The sequence below is a fragment of the Providencia sp. 2.29 genome (genome assembly GCF_015832305.1).
Taxonomy (GTDB): domain Bacteria; phylum Pseudomonadota; class Gammaproteobacteria; order Enterobacterales; family Enterobacteriaceae; genus Providencia; species Providencia stuartii.
The window spans coordinates 1,883,161-1,902,617 of the sequence record NZ_CP065420.1 but is presented as its reverse complement, the minus strand read 5'-3'; the positions used below and the strand labels follow the sequence as shown (position 1 = coordinate 1,902,617).

Sequence of the window (19,457 nt, the reverse complement as noted above, 5' to 3'; positions counted from 1 at the left end):
CTTATACATGATAGGCTGCATCAGGAATATCCGTTATAAACATATGCCCCGGCGCATGGCTTAAGGCAAATGGAACGCCTGATTTCATCACGGCTGCTTGTGGCGTTACACCGCAAGCCCAAAACACAGGTATTTCTCCCTCTTCAATGCGAACTGGATCGCCAAAATCAGGTTGCATAATATCGACAATCCCTAATTGTTCAGGGGCGCCAATATGAACAGGGGTTCCATGAACCGATGGAAAACGCCCTGTAATACTGACCGCATCCGCTACACGATCCGCAGCGATAGGCCGCATTGAAACCACGAGCTCTCCATGTAATCGCCCCGCTGGACGGCATAACCGATTGGTTTTATACATTGGCACATTGGTTTTATCCGTGATATGCCGTACATCAATACCCGCTTCTATCAATGATGTTTCAAAAGTAAAGCTGCAACCGATTAAAAAAGTCACTAAGTCAGTGTGTTGATGATAAATCTTGCTGGCATCCGTGATCTCATCCACCAGTTTCCCCTGTTGCCAAACGCGATAACGAGGAATATCCGTTCGCAAATCGGCCCCTTCAGCCAAAATGGTTTGCCAACTCCCCGCTTCGCATACATCCAGTACAGGGCAGCTTTTCGGATTGCGTTGTGCATACAATAAAAAATCAAAGGCCCAATCACGAGGCAACGCAATCATATTGGCTTGAGTCAATCCAGCAGCCAAGCCCGCCGTCGGTTTATCAAAACCTTGTCGAATAGCTTCTCTTGCGGCTCTTGCTGCCATAATCGCTTTTTCTGACGCCTTAAATAAACTTGTCATAGGGCCCCTCCCGAAAAAGCTCTGATTTCAACACCATGCTGTTGTAATAACTCACGCACATTTTGCGCCATCGCTAATGCCCCAGGGCTATCACCATGAACACAAATAGAGCCCGCTTCGATCGGCGTAAAATCCCCTTCAATTGATATTACTCCCCCTTCATTCACTAATTGCAGCATGCGCTGTGCAACTTGCTCAGGATCATGTAATACCGAACCGGCTTCCCGACGGGAAACCAAAGCACCATTAGAGTGATAAGCCCTATCCGCAAATGCCTCTGCAATAACGGTTAGCCCTCGCTCTTTGGCCCATCCAATCAGTGGCGAGCCTGCAAGTGCAACCAAAACTAACTGTGAATCGATAGCGCATATTGCATCAATAACAGCCATTGCTTGACGCTTATCATGGGCGATGGTGTTATACAGTGCCCCATGAGGCTTAACATAGCTGACTTGGCAACCAACCGCAGTTGCAAGCCCTTTAAGTGCACCTATTTGATAAATAACATCAGCGCTCAGTTCATCCGAGGCGATATCCATATTGCGCCGCCCAAAGCCCACTAAGTCTGGATAGCCTACATGTGCCCCTACCGTAACATGGTTCAATTTCGCCGCTTTTAATGTTCGCAAAATACCTTCTGGCGAGCCTGCATGAAAGCCACAGGCGATATTTGCACTACTGACAATTTTCAGCATGGCTGTATCATTGCCCATTTTCCATTGACCAAAGCTTTCCCCGAGATCACTGTTTAAATCGATGATTTTTTTCATTGTTCTATTTGACCTCTATTTCAAGTAGTTAAAAATTGCTTCAACCGACATAGCCCCCATATACCATGTTAATGCACAGACAATGATACCGGACCATAACAACCAACGTGGATAGTGATAGCCGGACATCAAATCGGCACGTTTCCACCCGATATAAACAAAGATGGTTAAACCAATCGGTAAGATCAGACCATTAAACCCACCAGCAAAAACTAATAATGCGGCAGGTGCGGTTCCCATCATTAAGTAGACCGCCAGCGATATTGCGATAAATAAGATGGTGGCAATATTACGTTGCCTTTCTGTAATGGATTTTTTAAACGCGGTAATGAAACTCATGGAGGTATAAGCAGCACCGATAACACTCGTTAATGCAGCCGCCCATAAAATCAACCCGAAAATGCGTAAGCCAAAATTCCCAGCTGCCGCTTGGAAAGCTTGAGAGGCAGGGTTAGCAGCTTGGCCTGATATATCAATTGTCACGCCACTTGCCACCACACCAAGAATGGCAAGAAATAAAATATAGCGCATTAATCCGACAACTAAGATCCCTTTAGTTGCAGCGCTTGAAACAACATGGATGTTTTCAACTCCAACAGCCCCTTTATCTAGTAAACGATGGGCACCAGCATAGCAGATATAGCCCCCTACCGTACCGCCAACAATGGTAGTAATCATCGCAAAATCAACGGTATCTGGTAGCACGCTTTGGCGTAATGCTTCACCAACGGGTGGATTGGAAGCAAAGGCCACAAACAGCGTTAAACCGATCATGACTAGGCCTAACAAAATGATCACGCGGTCAATGAAGGTACTCGCTTTACGGGAAGAGAAGATATATATCGCTAACAGGGCACTGAGCAGCCCGCCCCATTTGGGATCTAACCCAACAAGGGCATTTAACCCTAATCCAGCCCCTGCGATATTACCGATATTAAAAATCAAACCACCAAAAATCACCAATACTGCAAGTAGATAGCCACTTCCGGGGATGGTGGCATTAGCGATATCCGATGAATGCATTTTGGTTAGAGTAACCACTCGCCAAATATTCTGCTGCACCACAAAGTCAATAATAATGGATGCCAAGATCCCAAAAGCAAACGCGGCTCCTAAGGTAACAGTAAAGGTTGCTGTTTGAGTAATAAAACCTGGCCCTATTGCAGATGTCGCCATTAAAAATATTGCCCCAATCAATGAGGTACGCCTATTTTTTATGAACTCTGCTGTGCTGGTACTTTCTTGAGCTGCCATGTGCATACTCCTTTCGGATTGTTTTTGTCGTTATCGATGTTGTGTTAGTTATAAAGGCAATAATCATGCCATTGTTCTACCAATACACATTATTGTTAATCTATCTTTAATATATTGTTGAACAATTAATAGTGAATGGCGAATTAACAAGCAATCAAAATCGTGGTTTGCGATTTAAAAATCAAAGACCGATCACTTTTTTAACAAAACACATAAATAATTAACATTTTTTGAATGCTAATTACGGCGAAATGCACCATATGAGTGCAAAAAACGATAGATTTGTGCTGAGCATGCACCAAAAGGAGCCTTGAAGCCGACTAGGGAATATGTGAAGATAAACTCTTACACTGTTCCTCATTGGCTCATACCTAAAACCTATTGATATGACTAAACAACCTGTTGTTCAGACCTTAGCTGTTACTATCGCCGAAACGATCCGCTACAAAATCACGGTTGGGGAACTTACGCCAGGCCAACGTTTGTCAGAAGCCGCTCTTAGTGAAGAGTTAGATATTTCTCGTAATACTCTGCGCGAAGTATTTCGTGTTTTGACACAAGAAGGGTTACTTACTTATGCACCAAATAAGGGCGTATTTGTTTCAGTACCCGATATGGCTGCTATCATCGACATTTACCAAGTACGCCGATTAATTGAATGTGATGCATTGAAGCAAGCCTATGCCATGCATCCTGCCGTACAGAAAATGAAGCAAGCCGTCAACGAAGCTCGCGAACAAGAAAAGATGGAAAATTGGATTGGTGTGGGAACAGCCAATATGAAATTTCACACTGCCATTGTAGAGTTGTCTGATAGCGAAAGACTAATTAAGCTCTACCGTAATATCGCCGCTGAACTACGTCTAGCTTTTGGTCATCTTAATGATCCTAAGATTCTATATGCCCCTTATATCGATAAAAACCAATCGATATTAGAGTTATTAGACGCCGGGTGTAACCTTGAAGCGGCTGACACATTGAGCCGTTATTTAGATTTATCAGAGCGAACCTTGCTCGCCGCCTTTAAACGAAAACAAGCCGGCTATTAATTCTCTTTATTAATAAAGTGTGAAAGCCATCAATCTAGTACTGGTCAATCCTGAGGAATTCAGAGCCTGTTTACACAAATAGGATCCCCTGCTTTTCTGTTATCAACTATATTGGTAAATAGGAGCAAGATTTCAATAACTCAGTGCTAATTCTTTCTGGTAAGAGACATTAATCTATTTTTTGCGATTTAAAGAAAAACTTATCTAAAAGGAATAACTTGAATGATTTTACGAGCAGAAGACTTCCCTAGATAGTAATAACCTAAATAGGGTAATTACAATGATATATTGTTGAGTATACTATGACGGCGACTATTATATTTTTTAGTAACTTAGTTTCATCTTTACCCGTTTTCTAGTTTCTGCTATTTGGTTATCTAACTCTATATTTTCTACTAGCGACATAGAAGCAAGTTCAGATACACTGACATTAAAAACAGAAGCCAATGCACTAATTGTCTCTATATTTGGGACTTTATTATCTTCAATTCGCTGAATAGTTCTAGTGATGTTAGTTGAACGAATTGTGCTTGAGACTACGCTCTTTCTAATTCTTATTTGTTTAACTTTGTTTTCAAGGAAAAATTACATGAAGAAAACATTCGATGAAACTATAAATACCTTGCGGGAATTAGGCTTAATTTATGATGACCAATCTCCACGACTTCCTGAGGCTATGCCCAAGTTTGATGATCCTGATCCATGTGGATTCAGTATTTTTCGAATGGGCATAGAAGACCTAGACCTAAGCGCCTTAGACATGAGAAGGACATTTTTTTCTCGTTCAGAAATAGTCGGCTGTAACTTCACAGACACTGACTTAGCTGAGTCAAATATGTGTTGGAATGATTTTATAAGCGTCAATTTTACACGCGCTAATCTAGCAGGTGCGGATCTTCGTGCGTCTATTTATGAAAATACAAATTTTACAGAGTGTAACTTATCCGGTTCCGACTTAAGGCTAGCTGAATTTAATAATTGCATATTTACCTTAGCTAATATGCAAGGAGCAAAGCTGACTAAAACAGCTGGAGAAGCTCTTCCTCTTTCAATACAGCAAAAAAAACAAATAGATTGGCAAGACACTGAAGGCGAGGAGCCAAGCGGAGGTTAACGATTTATAAAGAAAAAAATCATCATTTGATTGCAAATCATGATTTATCAGTATGGTGTAAGCATCATACTGATCCTGATTTCATGTATTCTTACATTCGCACGAATGAGATCAGATGGGTGAGCTTACCTATAATATTAAACTCAATCTTTTACATGTCATATTTTGAAATTAAGTTAAGCATTCAATATATAGTCACACAAAATAAATTGTATGCATATCCAATGATATTATTATATTTCAAGTTCTTTTTAGTTATTAAATTGATCTAATAATCCGTTAAATAAAGTATATTATCCCTACAAACTTTGTATGATTAACAATCGAATAGTACTTAAAAAATAGAATCACAGGTTATTAGAGGGCTCACCATCTCATGCACCTAAAATAACGAGTTAAATTGACTTTTAATCTGTATTTCCTCTTGTACATAATTTTAGCTACATCAAGCAGCATAAAAGAAGATAAATTAATTTTTATCTATAACGCTAATGAGATATCGCTTGCTGCTTTTACTTTTTGCTCGTATAGATACCTTACTAGGACGAAGTAAAATTTGGATATTCAGCGTCTTATTTTATTGTTCTGAATATAAGTATTCAGGACAGTTACTTTCAACGCCATAACCGAGAGAGTAATATAGTTTAAGAGCTTTAAAGTTTATTTTATCATAAAAATAAAGCCCTTCAGTACTTAAACAAGTCGCAAGATTTAAAGTGTGATGACTGTAACTTACAGTGAAATTTGATGCATCTTGGGCTGTAAAATGAATATTCATCTTATTGTTTTCGTCATAAATAAAAGCAAAAAACAGACCATTATTGTTATCATGCAATTCTTTTTTGTAACTATATTTAAGTAATAAATCGCTATTTATCGAGTTATATCCATCATTACCTTTTTCAGTCTTTTGAAAGTCACGCCCATTCATATGGTAACACTTGACTTTATTATTGCGTTCATTATTTATACAAACCGTGACCGTTTTGTTGTTTAAATTACTTTCAGTTGAATACAGTATGATTTCATTAGGAAAATAGGATAAGAAGCCAGCACTTAAGATATTGTTATCCATTGCAAATGTCATGCTGCTGAATAAAAATAAAATTGACAATTTATAATTCATTTTATTAATAGCCCGCCTCATATACCGATAAGAGTACCATACTACCCTCACTTGGCTTTAATGTATATATTATTTCTTCCATATCATGATTTATTTTTATTTCTAGATTGCTTTTGTTTTTCCATGTATAACTTCCCCTTTCTTTTCTTTAAACTTTCGTAACTCGATTTATTTTCCAGTTACTTCCCTGCTTAACTAAGATAATCTGTAAATTTAATTTTGGCTCAGTGCCGTCACCTAAAATTAAACTTATTTTTGAGTAAGCATCAGTTTGCTTAATTTTCAATATCTTTATACTTTTTTCCCAAGAGGGATAATTATCCTGAGATTTTATAAAATAATTAACATCTGTCTCAATCCAAGTTCCATCCCAGTTACAAACAATATTCCCTCTATTTTTTCTGCACTCTTGTTCTTTTTTACAAATTTTTTCCAACTCTTTTTCATCTACATCCGAATCATAGTGACATATTGACGAATAGTATAATTTTAATGCTAATTCAGGGGTTACATAGTTCTCCACTAGACTTTCTTCATTTATATTTTTGAAATAGCCTTCATAAAAATTCACAACAACTTCTTCGGGAGATAACCCTGAACTTGCAGTTGATGAAACATTATTTGTCCTAGAATTGTCGTTAACATGCCCATTAGCTATGCCTATTAGTGGAAGTAATACTATCGAGAAGATAAAAATGTTAATTCGATTAAACATACCAAGTACCATCACCAATTAATCTTAAAATTTCCCAATGAATAAAATACACATAATCTCAGTGGTGCTAAATGCCCAATGAAGTTCTAAACAGCACCCGAAAAGTTGTCAACCCATATCAGGGCTAATCAAAGCTCAATCAATAATCTATTATGTTTCTTTCTCATACAATAGGTACTCCATCCTCCCCTGTTGATCAAGTGCCTCTATCACACAATTCCTTGACTTAGATTTTACATTATTTTAAAAAATTAGTTTTTTATAATTGCCTTTTTCTGCCTATAACTTATTTTCCTTATCCATTAAATAGATAAATAGAAACAATCTATTCATTCGTTTTATTTAGAATGATCCTCACTCAGCATTTAACATTTTAGTTACACCACGAAAACAATTAATTAATATTGATGGTTAAGCATTTAACTACCAAGCCCATTCTTACTCCACCGTGGCAAATCAATTATGAAAAGAATTATTACAATTTAATACAAATCAACGATAAATAATGATTGCCATGCTCAATTAATCGACTAAACAACTCAATATTTACGATCTAACAGTTGTAGTTTTAACGAATATTCGCTATAAAAATTGCGATAGAAAAAGTACAAACATAAAAATTATTAATATATTTGAGATTTCATTATGACTTCAAACCACATTTCGACAAAAAAACCATTTAAATTTGGCCTAGGATGGCAAATTTTAGTCGCACTGATTTTAGGTGTTATCGTAGGCGCTTTTTTGCATGAAAGCGTAGAATATAAAGATTGGTTAATCGTTAATGTTCTATCACCCGCGGGTAAAATATTTATACAATTAATTAAAATGATCGTTGTTCCGATTGTAATTTCAACATTAATTGTCGGTATCGCGGGGGTAGGAAATACGAAACAACTTGGGTCACTCGGGTTTAAAACCATCCTCTATTTTGAAATTATCACCACTATTGCAATCGTTGTCGGGATAAGCTTCGCCAATATCTTCCAACCTGGTGTTGGTATTGACATGTCACAGTTGACACAAGTTGATATCTCCCAATATGAAAAAACCACCCAAGAAGTTGAAAGCCACCCTTCGGGTATTATCAATACCATTTTAACCATGGTGCCGAGCAATATTTTTGCCTCTATGGCCAGTGGGGAAATGCTACCCGTCATTTTCTTTGCCGTCCTGTTTGGTTTGGGCCTCTCCTCATTACCTAAAGAGAAGAAGCAACCATTATTAGACGTTTTGCAAACCTTTTCTGAAACCATGTTCCGCGTCACTAATATGATCATGTTGTATGCCCCTATCGGGGTTTTTGCACTGATCTCCGTGACTGTCGCCAACTTTGGTTTTACCTCTTTAGTACCACTACTAAAATTAGTGATTCTGGTTCACTGTGCAATTTTGTTCTTTGCCATTGTGGTACTTGGCATTGTCGCTCGTTATTGCAAAATTAATATTTTCACCTTAATGAAAATTTTAAAAGACGAGCTACTTTTAGCCTACTCCACCGCAAGCTCTGAAACCGTGCTTCCACGTATCATGGATAAAATGGAAAAATACGGTGCACCTAAATCAGTAACCAGTTTCGTTATACCAATTGGCTACTCATTTAACCTCGATGGCTCAACACTCTACCAAAGTATTGCCGCCATCTTTATTGCTCAGCTCTATGGAATTGAACTGTCTATTGGTCAGGAGCTTATCCTTGTATTTACCTTAATGATCACCTCTAAAGGTATTGCAGGCGTACCTGGTGTCTCCTTCGTCGTTCTCTTAGCCACTTTAGGCAGTGTCGGTATTCCACTGGAGGGCTTAGCCTTTATTGCTGGGGTTGACCGTATTCTCGATATGGCTCGAACTGCACTAAACGTTGTCGGTAATGCCCTCGCAGCCTTGGTAATTGCCAAGTGGGAACATAATTATGATGAAGAAAAAGCACGTGAGTATGAGCAAACCTTTTAACGGTTGATAATCCACAATCCCTTTCCACACACCGAGCAACGACTCGGTGTGTTTTTATCTATTTCCTAAAAATTATAATCTAACATCGATTGAGATCTTATTAATATATTGATTAAATTTCATCTTAGATTATTAATGTAAAACCGTGATAAACAACACAATTTTTAATAACAGCGAGTAAGTATATTTACTTTACTGACTAGGCATGTTAAAAAATCAGCTTATTCAAATTATAATATAAATATATTCTATTATTTGTTTTCTAACTTACTGTTTTATTAACATATCGCTGTTAATTTGAATTATTCAATCCGGTTTAGTATGGCACGTTAAATAACGATCTATTTATATCGTTTTAACTGTGGCAGAAATTAATTTAAGCTATTTACCAATATTAATAATTAATAGCCATTTTTTCTTATTAAATCCGGAGTCGATTTTATGTATAAAATACTTTTCTTAAGCTTAATTACAGCTTGCTATACCGGAAACCTAATGGCAACTGAGTATTTCGTTGATCCCACCTCGTCTGCCGCATTGTGGGTAGAAAAAAACAAGAGCGATCCCAGAGCACTGGCTATTCGGGCTAAAATAGCGTCTGTGCCTACGGCTATTTGGCTTTCTAAAATCCATGAAAATGAGACTGAATTAGCCCAGCAAATAACAAGTTATATTTCACAAGCTGATAAGCAAAAAACTCAGCTTATGTTTGTGTTATACGCTCTACCTAACCGCGATTGCTCAGGCCAAGCCTCCGCCAGCAACACTACTAATAGCCAAAAATATCGAACATGGATTAATCAATTAACAAAAGCAATTTCAAACACTGAGCTTACCATTATTTTAGAGCCTGACGCCTTAGCGGATATGAGTTGCCTAACGCCATTGCAGCGCAAAGATAGAACAGATTTACTCAAATATGCTGTGACTCAATTTAAAATAAAAAGTCCTAATGCGCATGTATACCTTGATGCTGGCAATATGAAGTGGCAACCCGCAAAAACAATGGCAGAACAACTCATTGCAGCGGGAATAAAAGATGCATCAGGTTTTTCACTCAATATTTCTAATTACTATGCGACCGAGCCCACTATAAAATATGGTGAAGACATTAATCGATTTTTAATGGCGCTGATAGGGATAAAATCCAATATGATTATTGATACCTCACGCAATGGTCATGGTGCACCAGCATTGCCAAATCAATGGTGCAATCCACTTGGCCGTAAGATAGGTGAAGGCCCAAAAGATATTTCAGCAACCGTTAAAATCGCTTGGATAAAGCCACCGGGGGAATCAGATGGCGACTTTTCTCCAACAGCTAATTGCCATGGCGGCCCTAAAGCAGGGGTTTTTAGCCCTGATTTAGCGATACGCCTGATTAAAGGGGAATAATAGATACAAGACCAAGGCGAGAAAGTCAGCGCAGGAGAAGTGCCGATAATAGGTTATGGGTATTGGCATTTTTCCGATAAATTATTTTGTGTCAATTTATCACTACGATAATTTAACTTAATGCTGTACCATGAGTGCCAATAAAAACAGTGGAGAATAGGGATAAAATATGGATGCTCTTTTCGAGGCCGTCGCTAGGTTTTTTGCTTTTTGTATTGAACTCTTGTTAAATCTTTTTCAACTTTTCGGTATTAGAATTACAATATTACTCATTGCTTTTATTGGCCTATATTTTCATGGGTTTCAACTCAAATGGGTATTAGGCTATATCATTCTAGCTATCGTTTTATATAGCCCATTCATCTATCGGAAATTGAAACAAAGGCAATAACGCTATTTGACTTAGCCTATTTGTTCTCTTTATCGTAAAGTTAACTCACTATCAATTATCTTTCGTTAAGCATAAAAAACGCTGTGCTACGCGGCGTTAATCGCAGATAATAGGGGGATTGTATCGAAAATATCTATATTAATCCCCCAATAGCATGATATTTCAATAGTATTATGACTCTTCTTCGAACTCTTTTTTATTCAAGATCCTATAATATAGGCTAGATTCCCAATAAGATAAGCCCATCGGATAACCTGCATCAACATAGTCACATTCGCTATTAAAATTGATAGCAGAAAATAAATTTTCTGGGTCAGATGCTGCCCATTTAATTACCTCAATTGCCGTTTCTTTATCATCTGGTATTGCATCAATGCCCCGCCCCACCAGTAAACATCTTTGTATTTCATCTTCAACTGCTTGACGTAAATTATCCGCTCCTTCCGTCAGCATCATATCTAATTCAATCGTTTCTAATAGCAAAAATGGCTGTTTATGCTGCTCTAAAAATTCAAGGGCTTCTTTGATTTCTTTACTCGCATCATAACCATTTTCTAAAAATAACGGTTCAATTGAGGTAAAAAATTTCTTTAATCTTGCAAACCCGATATCAAAATCACTTGTCAACGCATAAAAAGGTGTTTTTTCCCCTTCTTCTTCATGATCGTACCCATGATATAGCAGTGACTCACATAATTTTGGGTTTCCAGACATCAATATACGATAGGTCATTGGTATTGCATATGACCATTCAGAAAGTCCATTCGCAATATCTGGTCGGTCATAATAAGAGCTTGGTTGATTAGATATACTATAAAGGTAAGAGCGGTTTGCCATAAAATATCCTTTTATATAAAAATGCTTAAGCGAAATGACTCTAGCAATCTCAAAGTGATATAGCAATAACTAGGCCTAACTTTATTAGCCGATAATTATTTTTGAATATCATTAGAAATATTTTCAGGAATTATCTGATGATTTACTTATTTCCTACCGCAATACACTATTTTTCAGTGGAGAATAAATACGGTGATACGTATCGCTGATCACTTCTTAACTTTATAATCAATATACGTATTTTTTTAAAGGATCCTTTAAGGGCATCGATACAACTTACAGGCGCTCAGCTCATAAAAATAACAGAAAGTATAGGCGCTGTTTTCCCCGATAAAGCATCTTTTGACCCTAAACAAGCTTTTCAAATAGAAGAAAATGCAACGGTACAAACAGCTCAAGGCAAATATTACGGTACAGTTTTATACGCTTTTATTGTGAACTCAACCCTAGAGATATCTGCAACATTACTTGAGTTCGATGAGACTCCTTATATCCGAGCAGCGCAACACAATGCCCAAATAAATAACAATAAAGACCTTTATCAGGATGATTTTGAGCAATTAACCAATAAATATAGCCATTACACTAGTTTTCAAATTAATGTGACTTGCGGATTTCGACGTAACGGTTCTGAATACTATTATCATATCGATACAATGAAGGTTTACGACTCAATGGGGGAGCTATTTGATCTTATTAACGATACTCAAGAAGCGATGAGTGTGATGGGCGGTTGTTCAATGACAGTCACAAAACTTTATAAAAGCAATATTTGGGAAGTTCGTTCAACGGAAGGGGATATTGTGCACCATAAGGTACTTAATAGGGCCATCACAGAATGCTTTTTACTTTATACTGACCATCTATATGATGACTGGCCTAATGATGCAGAAAGGCTATATTTATAAAATAAGCCAGCTAATCAATTAATATATCAGCCATTTTATGAATTGAATAACTAGCAATACTCTGTTAATTGGTAATCACTGGAAAATGATACGCGTAATACTAGTATGGTGGACATATAAAAATATTTAGTGTGTATTTGATAAAAAGTCCAGTTTATTCTTGTTTAAAGGGCTTATCAGTGGCTTTCACTACCATGTCATTACACTCCGCATAAATAAAAAATAATTTATCGGAATGCCTATATTAGGAATAAAGCTGCTTCTCTCAATGTGACTAAAAGGACATAATAAGGCTTTTTATGAAATAGAATAGCCGATGCATTTTAAAATAGCCGCTTTTCATAAAGCGGCTATGGATAAGTAAAAATTACGGTTTTTCCGGCCACTCAATATTAGGTGCTAAAGAAGTATCAACACGATTTAGTAAAACGCGGTATTTTTTCCACGCTTGCAGCGCTGCGGCTTCTTCATCGGTTGCCAGTCCTGTATCGATGGAGTCTTGCAGATAAGTCAGCATATTATTTGCTTCATCCAGTCGTTGTGATTTCTCCTGTTCAGCCTGCGCGATTAATGCGGCTTTTTGGGCTTCTGTGTCAGTGACCCATTTTTTACCGTTCCATGCATCGAATTCCGTTTTTGGCTCTAAAAGTGTGAGTGTTTCAGGTAAATCGCCCATAAAATCGACTTCAACAGGCTGACGGGTCTCTGTGTTGTACGCTGTTTTGCCACGATAATCAGCCACAATTTCCCATTTTGAGCCATCTTCACTACGCACAATGGCAAAACCTGTTTTGGTTGGTAGTTCAGGTGCATCGGTATAAGCTCCCGCGGACACGCTGACATCAAAGTAAATATATTCCATATTTGCATTGAGATATTCACGAGTGGTCGGGTCTGCAATATACGTTTTAATCCAACCGGCTTTTGTTGCTAAACCATTTTGACCGATTTCTGCTTGTTCAATTTCTAAATTGTAGTTTTTCATTATGCTGCTCTCACGATATATAAAAATGCAATGTTACGGGGGCGAGTTTCATTTGCCATAATTCCTGTAGAATTTGGATTACTGCCTTGGAACTCTGAACCATCATTTGTATAAAATAAGTAGTTATCACGATCGGTACTAGCTGAACCTACGTATCCATTTTTAACAGTCTTACCAAATATTGCATTCGCATTACTTGCTTCCCCCCATCCTGAAATATGTTTGTGATGTTCTGTGGCACAACGCTGGAATGATAAAACTACTCGCCCATTATCAATATTCCGACCAGCATCAAGACCTCGGATAAACTCACCACGTAGATCAGGCAGCTGACCAGATGGATAAGCAGCGGCTAGCAAGGGATATGACGTTTTATTAAACCACTGCCCATTACAAATTAAATAACCAGCTGGCGCTGTTGCTTGAGGCCACGGTAAAGGCACACCGACACGACAATCGCTAAGGTGTTCTGCTGTTCCTGAAGCTTTTAAATAACCATTACGATCAACTGCGGTATTTGCTTCGTTATAATCTACTTTCCACTCCCCCCAAGAACCATTATCAAAAGAACGCCTATAAGTTAGCGGCAGTAAAGCATTTGCTCTAAAGCAAACTTGAGTTGCGTTAATTGAAGTTTGCATGTGAATTAAGCATAAATACCCTGCTCGCACAGGTAATTCTGGTTGTTCACTTGATGAATTTGTATAGATACCTGTTTTATTAATTAAATCCCAATTATTACTTGTTATTACATTTGCACCGATTCCATAATCGCCAGCTCTTGCTATTTCCTTATCACCAATTAACGCTTTACCACATGCCGTTAATTTTAAGGTTATTCCGGAACGTGTATTACTCAACACAAAATCATTTGTCGCGTTTGTATAACCAATCAATCCACGGCGATTACCCGATGAGTCAAGAAAACCAATACTATGTGGCTGAGTGTCATCTGTATTTCGAAGCGCTATAGCTTGACCACTAGCAGTGATTACCCCTCCCGCTTTATCAAACTTCTTACCAAGGCCGTTATTGAGCGCCGTATTTGTCGCATAATCTCCCGCTGGTTGATAATTACCAGCAGGGGCATAGTTGCCTTTCGGTTGAAACTTGACGTCAGATTCAGTCTTGTTGTAATAATTACCCAACCCCAAAAACACACCCAGCGTAGACCATGCAGCTTGCGATTTATCAGGTTGCTCACCTTTGGTTTCTTTATTGGAAACATAGATAACCCCATTCCACTGAACGATGGCCGTTTTTGGGTAAGATAGCGTCGCATCCCACTCAGCGACGCCACGCTGCGTCAAATACATCAACCACTCATCAACACGCTTACCTATGGCGTTAAACCATTCCAATGGCGGCTTGCCAGCAGTTCTGTCTAAAGTAATCCCCCACCCACGCAATACATCTGGGAATGTTTCAATTTCCCCCGTTTTCGCATCTTGCGCGAATATTTTTAAGTCTGGCTTTTTAATGACTGACATTCATTAACCTCGTGAATTTTCCATCGTTAAAACCAAATGCCGATTGATCCCCCGCCCAACCAAATGGGTGTGCATCGGTAATAACGAGATATTGATAATTAACCCCTATAGGCCTCGATAAAATATCGAGATCTTTGATGGCATGGATCCGAAACGGTGTTAAATAATTGGCAGGGATAACCACATTCATCGACATATCATAATTGTCGATAATAAAGGCTTGCTCCCCCAATAAGTGACGTAAGGAATAGGTAATATTGGCGATATCGGGTTTTTGGTAATTTTTAATGATCTTGGCTTTGATAAAAAAGCGGTAATCATCATCCCCCAATACCGATGATCCTTTGAGTGAATCACCATAACGATAAAAGGCCCCAATATTGAAGCCTAGCGCGCCTTCAATCCCCCGAAAGCCAAAATAGTCTTTCGGCACCAATGATTTCATGAGCCGATGAAGACCGACATGTTTGCCGATTAAATCGAGTCCATACCCCGTAGCAGTGTCGATATTTAAAATGGTCGATAACGTAATGACCGATTCAAAGAGTTGCTTTGTTTCAGAAAGCAAAAGCCCGACGGTTTGTCGGGCTTTAGGTTTTCCTCGGTACTGCCAAATCAAAAAGTCTTCGCGTGGTTTACTCAATCAGCACCTCCACATCTTCTGGCCTGATTTGTGCGCATTGGCGAACCCCTATTGAAACAGCATCGCGCCCATTTACGGTAATTGATTTAATATAAAAGCCTTGTACTGCATTTACTTGGCAAGTTAAACGCATCGCATAAACCGATTCACCAATATCAAATTCAGTGGCGGCTAACGCGGCTTTAATGGCATCGGTATCGATATCATGGAAGCCCCCCACTCGTTCAAGTAGTAATTTGACTTTAACATTCACCAAAGCGGCGCGATCAAAATAGACAGTTCGCGGTGCGCCAGCATACGTTTGTGTATTACTGATACGCCCAAATACCCCACACCCGCCCACTTTCTTACTTAAAATCGTTCGCCCAATATCATTATCATGGCCACCAATAACAACGGCATTTAATGTGTGCGGTGGAATGCCTTTTTCATCCGTTTGATTGGTGTAGTTTTCGTAGACCTTAGCTTGTTTTACATCCGGTAAATCAAGCAGAGCGCCTTCTAGTCCTTGATAATCATCATGATTATTGATGGCATGCGAACGCATAAAACGTAATAACAAATTGCCATCCGTTTCCTCAAAAGCGCCCTCTTTTGCCGCTTTTGTGGTTGTGATGCTATCAACCCCAATGGTCACCGTGTCCATGGTTAAGGGGCGATTTGCTGGCAACGAAAAAGCGCCAAGCTCCTGACTTCGTAGATCCACTCTTGCGGAGCCGTTACTCCCTAACGTGACATCCGCCAATGTGACCCACTTGGTGCGATTATCATCAGACAATAAGCTCCCTTTATGTACGGTAACGCCCTGTTTACCCGTGATCACCACCTCATTGAGATAACTGTAATCGGCCCCTCGGCGAACAATGCCGGCATACATTGCGCGTTGTTCTAGCCATGACCCAATGGCCTTATAGGGGTCAAGCATCTGCGCTATCAGGGCAATTGCTTGATTAATATTATCTATCTCTTGAGAAAATAAGCCGATCATTTGGCCGTCAGGGCTATCCGCATCCAGATTGATGTCATCCCCATAGATACGTTTAAACCCTTCCGTTAAGCGTTGGTGAACGTCAGTCAGCTTATCAATCACTATGCCCGTTTCAGTAATTTGGAGCATCTGTCATTACCTCTTTTTTATGGCCGTAAATATCAATATAAGTGACTGATATCGCCATCAACCTTGTATCAGGATTGAGTTGAATATCAAATTCGGTAATTTGCTCAACCCCTTGCGTATTTAATACACTCGCTTTTATTTCAGCCTCCATCGCTATCAAATTAGGGTTTTTGCGTAAATAATCGAACCATTTAATGCCATGTTCGCGATTAAGAAACCAATCCTGTTTCAATGACAATAGGCGAGTTAGCACCGATTGTGCGATAGCTTCCGAGCGAATGTTGTAATCTGCTCTCCCTCGCCCAAAACACCAATCATGGTTATCATCAAGCCGACGTACTTTCATTAGTTAGGACCTCCTGTATTGCCTCCTCCCGTTTGCACTCCGCTGTGCGTGTGGGTATCGCCAATATTTTTGCCATTATGTTTAAGTGTGCCGCCGGATGATTCACTATTACCATTCACTGAATGGTTACCTTTAATCAACGCATTACCTGTTAACTGATAATTACCTTGGTGTTCAATATCGCCTTTAATCATGATCTTTCCCGACTGCATACGAATAAACGTTGAGCCATCATCCGTTTGTAGCGATAGTGAATCACTCGAATAATTAGGAATTTTATTGGGTTGACTACTGCCTTGAGGTAAAAAGAAGGCATCGGATAGGTCATGAAAACGGTGATCAAGCGGTTGCGACTGTTTACCGGAAACATACCAGCCGTCAATGCAACGCTCGGCAAAAATCACCAGCCCCTCATCCCCCTCACGTACAGGCACTGTGACACAGAAACCACCTCCCCGATAAAATCCAACCGGAACATCAACTAACGGCGGCAACGCAATCACTTTTCCCTCTTTAGTGACATGGCTGATCATTAATTCAACCGTCGCACTATGCCCATTGCAAGACAGTAATTTACCAGGCAACGCAGTATGAATATCGTAGCGCTGGTTCTGAGCGTGTTGATTCATCACATCAAGAAGTGTTGGCTGTTTCATTGTTTCACCTTATCAAACGTACCATCAACACAAACGAGCCTGCTATACCAATCCCTCTCCATAAAATCGCCCGTATGACTTAGCTCCGTAATTTTATAGTCACCATTAAATTCAGATGTAATGGATTGAAGCCGAATGAGGGCACCAATTTTTAATGTAGGATGACATAAACAGGTTATCGTCAAGCCATCTTCACTTTTTTCGGGTTTACCAATTAGCCCCGTTTCTTGCGATAAAACAAAACTTTCGTTATCCGTTATCACCTTTTGTTTTGGCAATAACATGAGTTGTCCATCCTGAATAGACCAATCTGACTGGTTATTTTTCGCGATTTTATGCAGTAATTCCCTTGCATCACCAAACATCACTTTTGCACGCGGAAGTTGACGATCATTTGGCAACTCTATAACACCAATATCAATATCCATCGCCTGCGCATTTTCTGTTAAAATATCACGATCGCGATTACCCGAAGATAATGTTTTATTAACTAACGTACAGGTATAAGCCTTAAATCCATCGCCACAAATTAATTCACAAATAATATCTTCCGCACTTTCAGTTACCTTAACCTCAATAATATCCCCTGCATAAATTAGTTGCAGCTCTTCATAACCAACCGAAAGTGCTGCCCGATTAAATACCTTGCTGGTTAATAAGTTTCGATGTGACGCATTAAGGTTGTAAATACGGATAACAGCAGGGTTAGGCTCTGGTGTTAATGTTTTTTTGATATCAAACGTGACGCGTAATTGTGTTATTTCGAAAGATTCATCATCATTACCAATAACAAGCTTAAGTTGTCTGCCTAATTGTTTCATACCAAAATCCTTTATCAACAATATAGAGCAAAAGCCTTTCACCTAATTCACTTTGTGATATTGAATTAATACCAAAACGTGATTTATCACTTAACGTCAAAATAAAGGGGAGATTTTTCTCTATTAATGAAGGAGCATTAACAGCTAATCCTTGCATTTGTGTAATAACTTTATTCTCATTGATGTCGAATAAATCAAACTGCCAATTTTTTGAAATTTTGTTGTAGTACAAAGTTAGCTTTAAGGCCTTACCAAATAAGGTAAATAATTGCTCTTGGATCGGCTCGTTAGATACGGGTATTTCATAAATCATGAACGTCCCCCTAATGTTTCACGGAAAGTATGGGCAGATTTGGCCTCAGGCTGAGTTCTTCCCATATTACTTTTTTGAGGTTGTTGTTTTAAATCAGGGTGTAATCCTTTTACCGTCTGACTCTCGACAATAAACACTTCCTCTAAATTTAAACTAAATTCAACCGCCCCAGGCTTATCCTGTGTCGCGCCAATACTGGTTAACATCATATTCTTGTACAAACGAAGCCCTGTTTGTACATCAATCGGCTCCCCCATTTTTTGTATTGCCAATAATGATTCATAAGCACGACCAGCACGATCTAATGTCTGCGAACTATCAGCAAAAGGTTTCAATACATCCGGATACCAAGGTGCAATCACCTTCTGCACTTTATTGGCTAACACCCGTCCTATCGTTATATATTGCCCCAGCATCGCTTCCGCTTGCCGTATTGATGACGATATTTCTAACGGCAGAGGGTATTCCCCCATAGCCTCGGTATCGAACCCTAAAAAATCATTAAAATATTTCGCAGGTTCATAGCCCACTACCGTTCCCGTAATACTCAGTGATTTCGGCTCAAGAAATGCGTGATCAGCAATATCAGCCCCCGATTCAACGGGGTTTTTTGTGATCCTTAATGCAGAGGTATGAGTCTCGCGGATCGTACAATCAAGTTCAAACTGACCAATCGTTCTTGTAATAACAGACGCTCGACCAGTAAATATTCCGCTTGTAATATCCATAATCTATTGCCTAAATAAAAAAGGCCACATTAAGTGAC

The 19,457-nt window shown here is 38.9% G+C and carries 20 protein-coding genes; 5 read left to right on the top strand and 15 right to left on the bottom strand.

Annotated elements, in window-relative coordinates:
• Window position 1: 1 nt before the first annotated feature.
• Genes I3B46_RS08475 through I3B46_RS08465 form a run of 3 tightly spaced genes read right to left on the bottom strand, consistent with a single transcriptional unit; the run spans window position 2 to window position 2,832 of the window.
• Window positions 2-808, bottom strand: a complete 807-nt coding sequence (locus I3B46_RS08475) for a putative hydro-lyase (RefSeq protein ID WP_004920961.1) — start codon at window positions 806-808, stop codon at window positions 2-4.
• Entirely contained in the window at window positions 805-1,578 is a 774-nt protein-coding gene (locus tag I3B46_RS08470; protein ID WP_060561101.1) for a LamB/YcsF family protein, read from the bottom strand. Before I3B46_RS08470 ends, I3B46_RS08475 begins: the two co-directional genes overlap by 4 nt.
• 15 nt (window positions 1,579-1,593) lie before the next feature.
• Window positions 1,594-2,832 carry an NRAMP family divalent metal transporter gene (locus I3B46_RS08465; protein ID WP_014656216.1) on the bottom strand — a complete coding sequence of 413 codons (1,239 nt, stop codon included), beginning with the start codon at window positions 2,830-2,832 and terminating at the stop codon, window positions 1,594-1,596.
• A gap of 386 nt (window positions 2,833-3,218) precedes the next feature.
• Between I3B46_RS08465 and I3B46_RS08460 the strand changes: the two genes are divergently transcribed.
• Complete coding sequence (locus I3B46_RS08460) at window positions 3,219-3,881, top strand: GntR family transcriptional regulator (protein WP_104873559.1); 663 nt, start codon at window positions 3,219-3,221, stop codon at window positions 3,879-3,881.
• A 589-nt stretch (window positions 3,882-4,470) separates the two neighbouring features.
• Window positions 4,471-4,995: a pentapeptide repeat-containing protein gene (locus I3B46_RS08455; RefSeq protein WP_102780472.1), complete on the top strand. Its 525-nt coding sequence runs from the start codon at window positions 4,471-4,473 to the stop codon at window positions 4,993-4,995.
• Between the two features lie 577 nt (window positions 4,996-5,572).
• Here the strand turns inward: I3B46_RS08455 and I3B46_RS08450 are convergent.
• On the bottom strand, window positions 5,573-6,070 hold the full coding sequence (locus I3B46_RS08450) for a hypothetical protein (RefSeq protein ID WP_225829659.1): 498 nt from the start codon (window positions 6,068-6,070) through the stop codon (window positions 5,573-5,575).
• 199 nt (window positions 6,071-6,269) lie between these two features.
• Entirely contained in the window at window positions 6,270-6,848 is a 579-nt protein-coding gene (locus tag I3B46_RS08445; RefSeq protein WP_104873560.1) for a DUF3828 domain-containing protein, read from the bottom strand.
• Window positions 6,849-7,481: 633 nt separating this feature from the next.
• On the opposite strand from I3B46_RS08445, the gene gltP reads away from it, so the two are divergent.
• Entirely contained in the window at window positions 7,482-8,789 is a 1,308-nt protein-coding gene (gltP, locus tag I3B46_RS08440; protein ID WP_004920976.1) for a glutamate/aspartate:proton symporter GltP, read from the top strand.
• Between the two features lie 441 nt (window positions 8,790-9,230).
• A complete protein-coding gene (locus I3B46_RS08435; protein ID WP_104873561.1) occupies window positions 9,231-10,184 on the top strand; it encodes a glycoside hydrolase family 6 protein in 954 nt (317 codons plus the stop codon).
• Between the two features lie 562 nt (window positions 10,185-10,746).
• Here the strand turns inward: I3B46_RS08435 and I3B46_RS08430 are convergent.
• Complete coding sequence (locus tag I3B46_RS08430) at window positions 10,747-11,412, bottom strand: DUF7822 domain-containing protein (RefSeq protein WP_014656221.1); 666 nt, start codon at window positions 11,410-11,412, stop codon at window positions 10,747-10,749.
• Between the two features lie 434 nt (window positions 11,413-11,846).
• Between I3B46_RS08430 and I3B46_RS22360 the strand changes: the two genes are divergently transcribed.
• Window positions 11,847-12,320, top strand: a complete 474-nt coding sequence (locus tag I3B46_RS22360) for a hypothetical protein (protein WP_163761987.1) — start codon at window positions 11,847-11,849, stop codon at window positions 12,318-12,320.
• Between the two features lie 367 nt (window positions 12,321-12,687).
• Here I3B46_RS22360 and I3B46_RS08420 read toward each other — a convergent pair whose 3' ends face one another.
• The 9 genes from I3B46_RS08420 to I3B46_RS08380 are packed head-to-tail and all read right to left on the bottom strand — an operon-like array spanning window position 12,688 to window position 19,419.
• Entirely contained in the window at window positions 12,688-13,305 is a 618-nt protein-coding gene (locus I3B46_RS08420; protein WP_104873562.1) for a tail fiber assembly protein, read from the bottom strand.
• Complete coding sequence (locus tag I3B46_RS08415) at window positions 13,305-14,795, bottom strand: tail fiber protein (protein ID WP_104873563.1); 1,491 nt, start codon at window positions 14,793-14,795, stop codon at window positions 13,305-13,307. The genes I3B46_RS08420 and I3B46_RS08415 overlap by 1 nt, the downstream gene beginning before the upstream one ends.
• Window positions 14,782-15,438 carry a DUF2612 domain-containing protein gene (locus I3B46_RS08410; protein WP_104873564.1) on the bottom strand — a complete coding sequence of 219 codons (657 nt, stop codon included), beginning with the start codon at window positions 15,436-15,438 and terminating at the stop codon, window positions 14,782-14,784. The genes I3B46_RS08415 and I3B46_RS08410 overlap by 14 nt, the downstream gene beginning before the upstream one ends.
• Entirely contained in the window at window positions 15,431-16,555 is a 1,125-nt protein-coding gene (locus I3B46_RS08405) for a baseplate J/gp47 family protein (RefSeq protein ID WP_004920993.1), read from the bottom strand. Before I3B46_RS08405 ends, I3B46_RS08410 begins: the two co-directional genes overlap by 8 nt.
• Window positions 16,539-16,901: a hypothetical protein gene (locus I3B46_RS08400; protein WP_004920995.1), complete on the bottom strand. Its 363-nt coding sequence runs from the start codon at window positions 16,899-16,901 to the stop codon at window positions 16,539-16,541. The genes I3B46_RS08405 and I3B46_RS08400 overlap by 17 nt, the downstream gene beginning before the upstream one ends.
• Window positions 16,901-17,557, bottom strand: coding sequence for a Gp138 family membrane-puncturing spike protein (locus I3B46_RS08395; protein ID WP_014656228.1), 657 nt, complete (start codon window positions 17,555-17,557; stop codon window positions 16,901-16,903). The genes I3B46_RS08400 and I3B46_RS08395 overlap by 1 nt, the downstream gene beginning before the upstream one ends.
• The gene (locus I3B46_RS22355) at window positions 17,554-18,378 is read right to left on the bottom strand and encodes a phage protein (RefSeq protein WP_040133272.1); all 825 of its coding nucleotides are present in this window, start codon (window positions 18,376-18,378) and stop codon (window positions 17,554-17,556) included. The genes I3B46_RS08395 and I3B46_RS22355 overlap by 4 nt, the downstream gene beginning before the upstream one ends.
• The gene (locus I3B46_RS08385) at window positions 18,353-18,691 is read right to left on the bottom strand and encodes a phage baseplate plug family protein (RefSeq protein WP_036940883.1); all 339 of its coding nucleotides are present in this window, start codon (window positions 18,689-18,691) and stop codon (window positions 18,353-18,355) included. Before I3B46_RS08385 ends, I3B46_RS22355 begins: the two co-directional genes overlap by 26 nt.
• Window positions 18,688-19,419 carry a phage baseplate protein gene (locus tag I3B46_RS08380; RefSeq protein ID WP_053110979.1) on the bottom strand — a complete coding sequence of 244 codons (732 nt, stop codon included), beginning with the start codon at window positions 19,417-19,419 and terminating at the stop codon, window positions 18,688-18,690. Before I3B46_RS08380 ends, I3B46_RS08385 begins: the two co-directional genes overlap by 4 nt.
• Window positions 19,420-19,457: the final 38 nt, after the last annotated feature.

What these genes read in the sequence shown, in the direction of transcription:
- I3B46_RS08435 (WP_104873561.1), top strand. Translation starts at nt 9,231, where the DNA reads ATGTATAAAATACTTTTCTTAAGCTTAATTACAGCTTGCTATACCGGA.
- I3B46_RS08400 (WP_004920995.1), bottom strand. Translation starts at nt 16,901, where the DNA reads ATGAAAGTACGTCGGCTTGATGATAACCATGATTGGTGTTTTGGGCGA.
- I3B46_RS08445 (WP_104873560.1), bottom strand. Translation starts at nt 6,848, where the DNA reads ATGGTACTTGGTATGTTTAATCGAATTAACATTTTTATCTTCTCGATA.
- I3B46_RS08470 (WP_060561101.1), bottom strand. Translation starts at nt 1,578, where the DNA reads ATGAAAAAAATCATCGATTTAAACAGTGATCTCGGGGAAAGCTTTGGT.
- I3B46_RS08395 (WP_014656228.1), bottom strand. Translation starts at nt 17,557, where the DNA reads ATGAAACAGCCAACACTTCTTGATGTGATGAATCAACACGCTCAGAAC.
- I3B46_RS22355 (WP_040133272.1), bottom strand. Translation starts at nt 18,378, where the DNA reads ATGAAACAATTAGGCAGACAACTTAAGCTTGTTATTGGTAATGATGAT.
- I3B46_RS08455 (WP_102780472.1), top strand. Translation starts at nt 4,471, where the DNA reads ATGAAGAAAACATTCGATGAAACTATAAATACCTTGCGGGAATTAGGC.
- I3B46_RS08460 (WP_104873559.1), top strand. Translation starts at nt 3,219, where the DNA reads ATGACTAAACAACCTGTTGTTCAGACCTTAGCTGTTACTATCGCCGAA.
- I3B46_RS08405 (WP_004920993.1), bottom strand. Translation starts at nt 16,555, where the DNA reads ATGCTCCAAATTACTGAAACGGGCATAGTGATTGATAAGCTGACTGAC.
- I3B46_RS08430 (WP_014656221.1), bottom strand. Translation starts at nt 11,412, where the DNA reads ATGGCAAACCGCTCTTACCTTTATAGTATATCTAATCAACCAAGCTCT.
- I3B46_RS08465 (WP_014656216.1), bottom strand. Translation starts at nt 2,832, where the DNA reads ATGGCAGCTCAAGAAAGTACCAGCACAGCAGAGTTCATAAAAAATAGG.
- I3B46_RS08420 (WP_104873562.1), bottom strand. Translation starts at nt 13,305, where the DNA reads ATGAAAAACTACAATTTAGAAATTGAACAAGCAGAAATCGGTCAAAAT.
- I3B46_RS08475 (WP_004920961.1), bottom strand. Translation starts at nt 808, where the DNA reads ATGACAAGTTTATTTAAGGCGTCAGAAAAAGCGATTATGGCAGCAAGA.
- I3B46_RS08380 (WP_053110979.1), bottom strand. Translation starts at nt 19,419, where the DNA reads ATGGATATTACAAGCGGAATATTTACTGGTCGAGCGTCTGTTATTACA.
- I3B46_RS08450 (WP_225829659.1), bottom strand. Translation starts at nt 6,070, where the DNA reads ATGGATAACAATATCTTAAGTGCTGGCTTCTTATCCTATTTTCCTAAT.
- I3B46_RS08415 (WP_104873563.1), bottom strand. Translation starts at nt 14,795, where the DNA reads ATGTCAGTCATTAAAAAGCCAGACTTAAAAATATTCGCGCAAGATGCG.
- I3B46_RS08385 (WP_036940883.1), bottom strand. Translation starts at nt 18,691, where the DNA reads ATGATTTATGAAATACCCGTATCTAACGAGCCGATCCAAGAGCAATTA.
- gltP (WP_004920976.1), top strand. Translation starts at nt 7,482, where the DNA reads ATGACTTCAAACCACATTTCGACAAAAAAACCATTTAAATTTGGCCTA.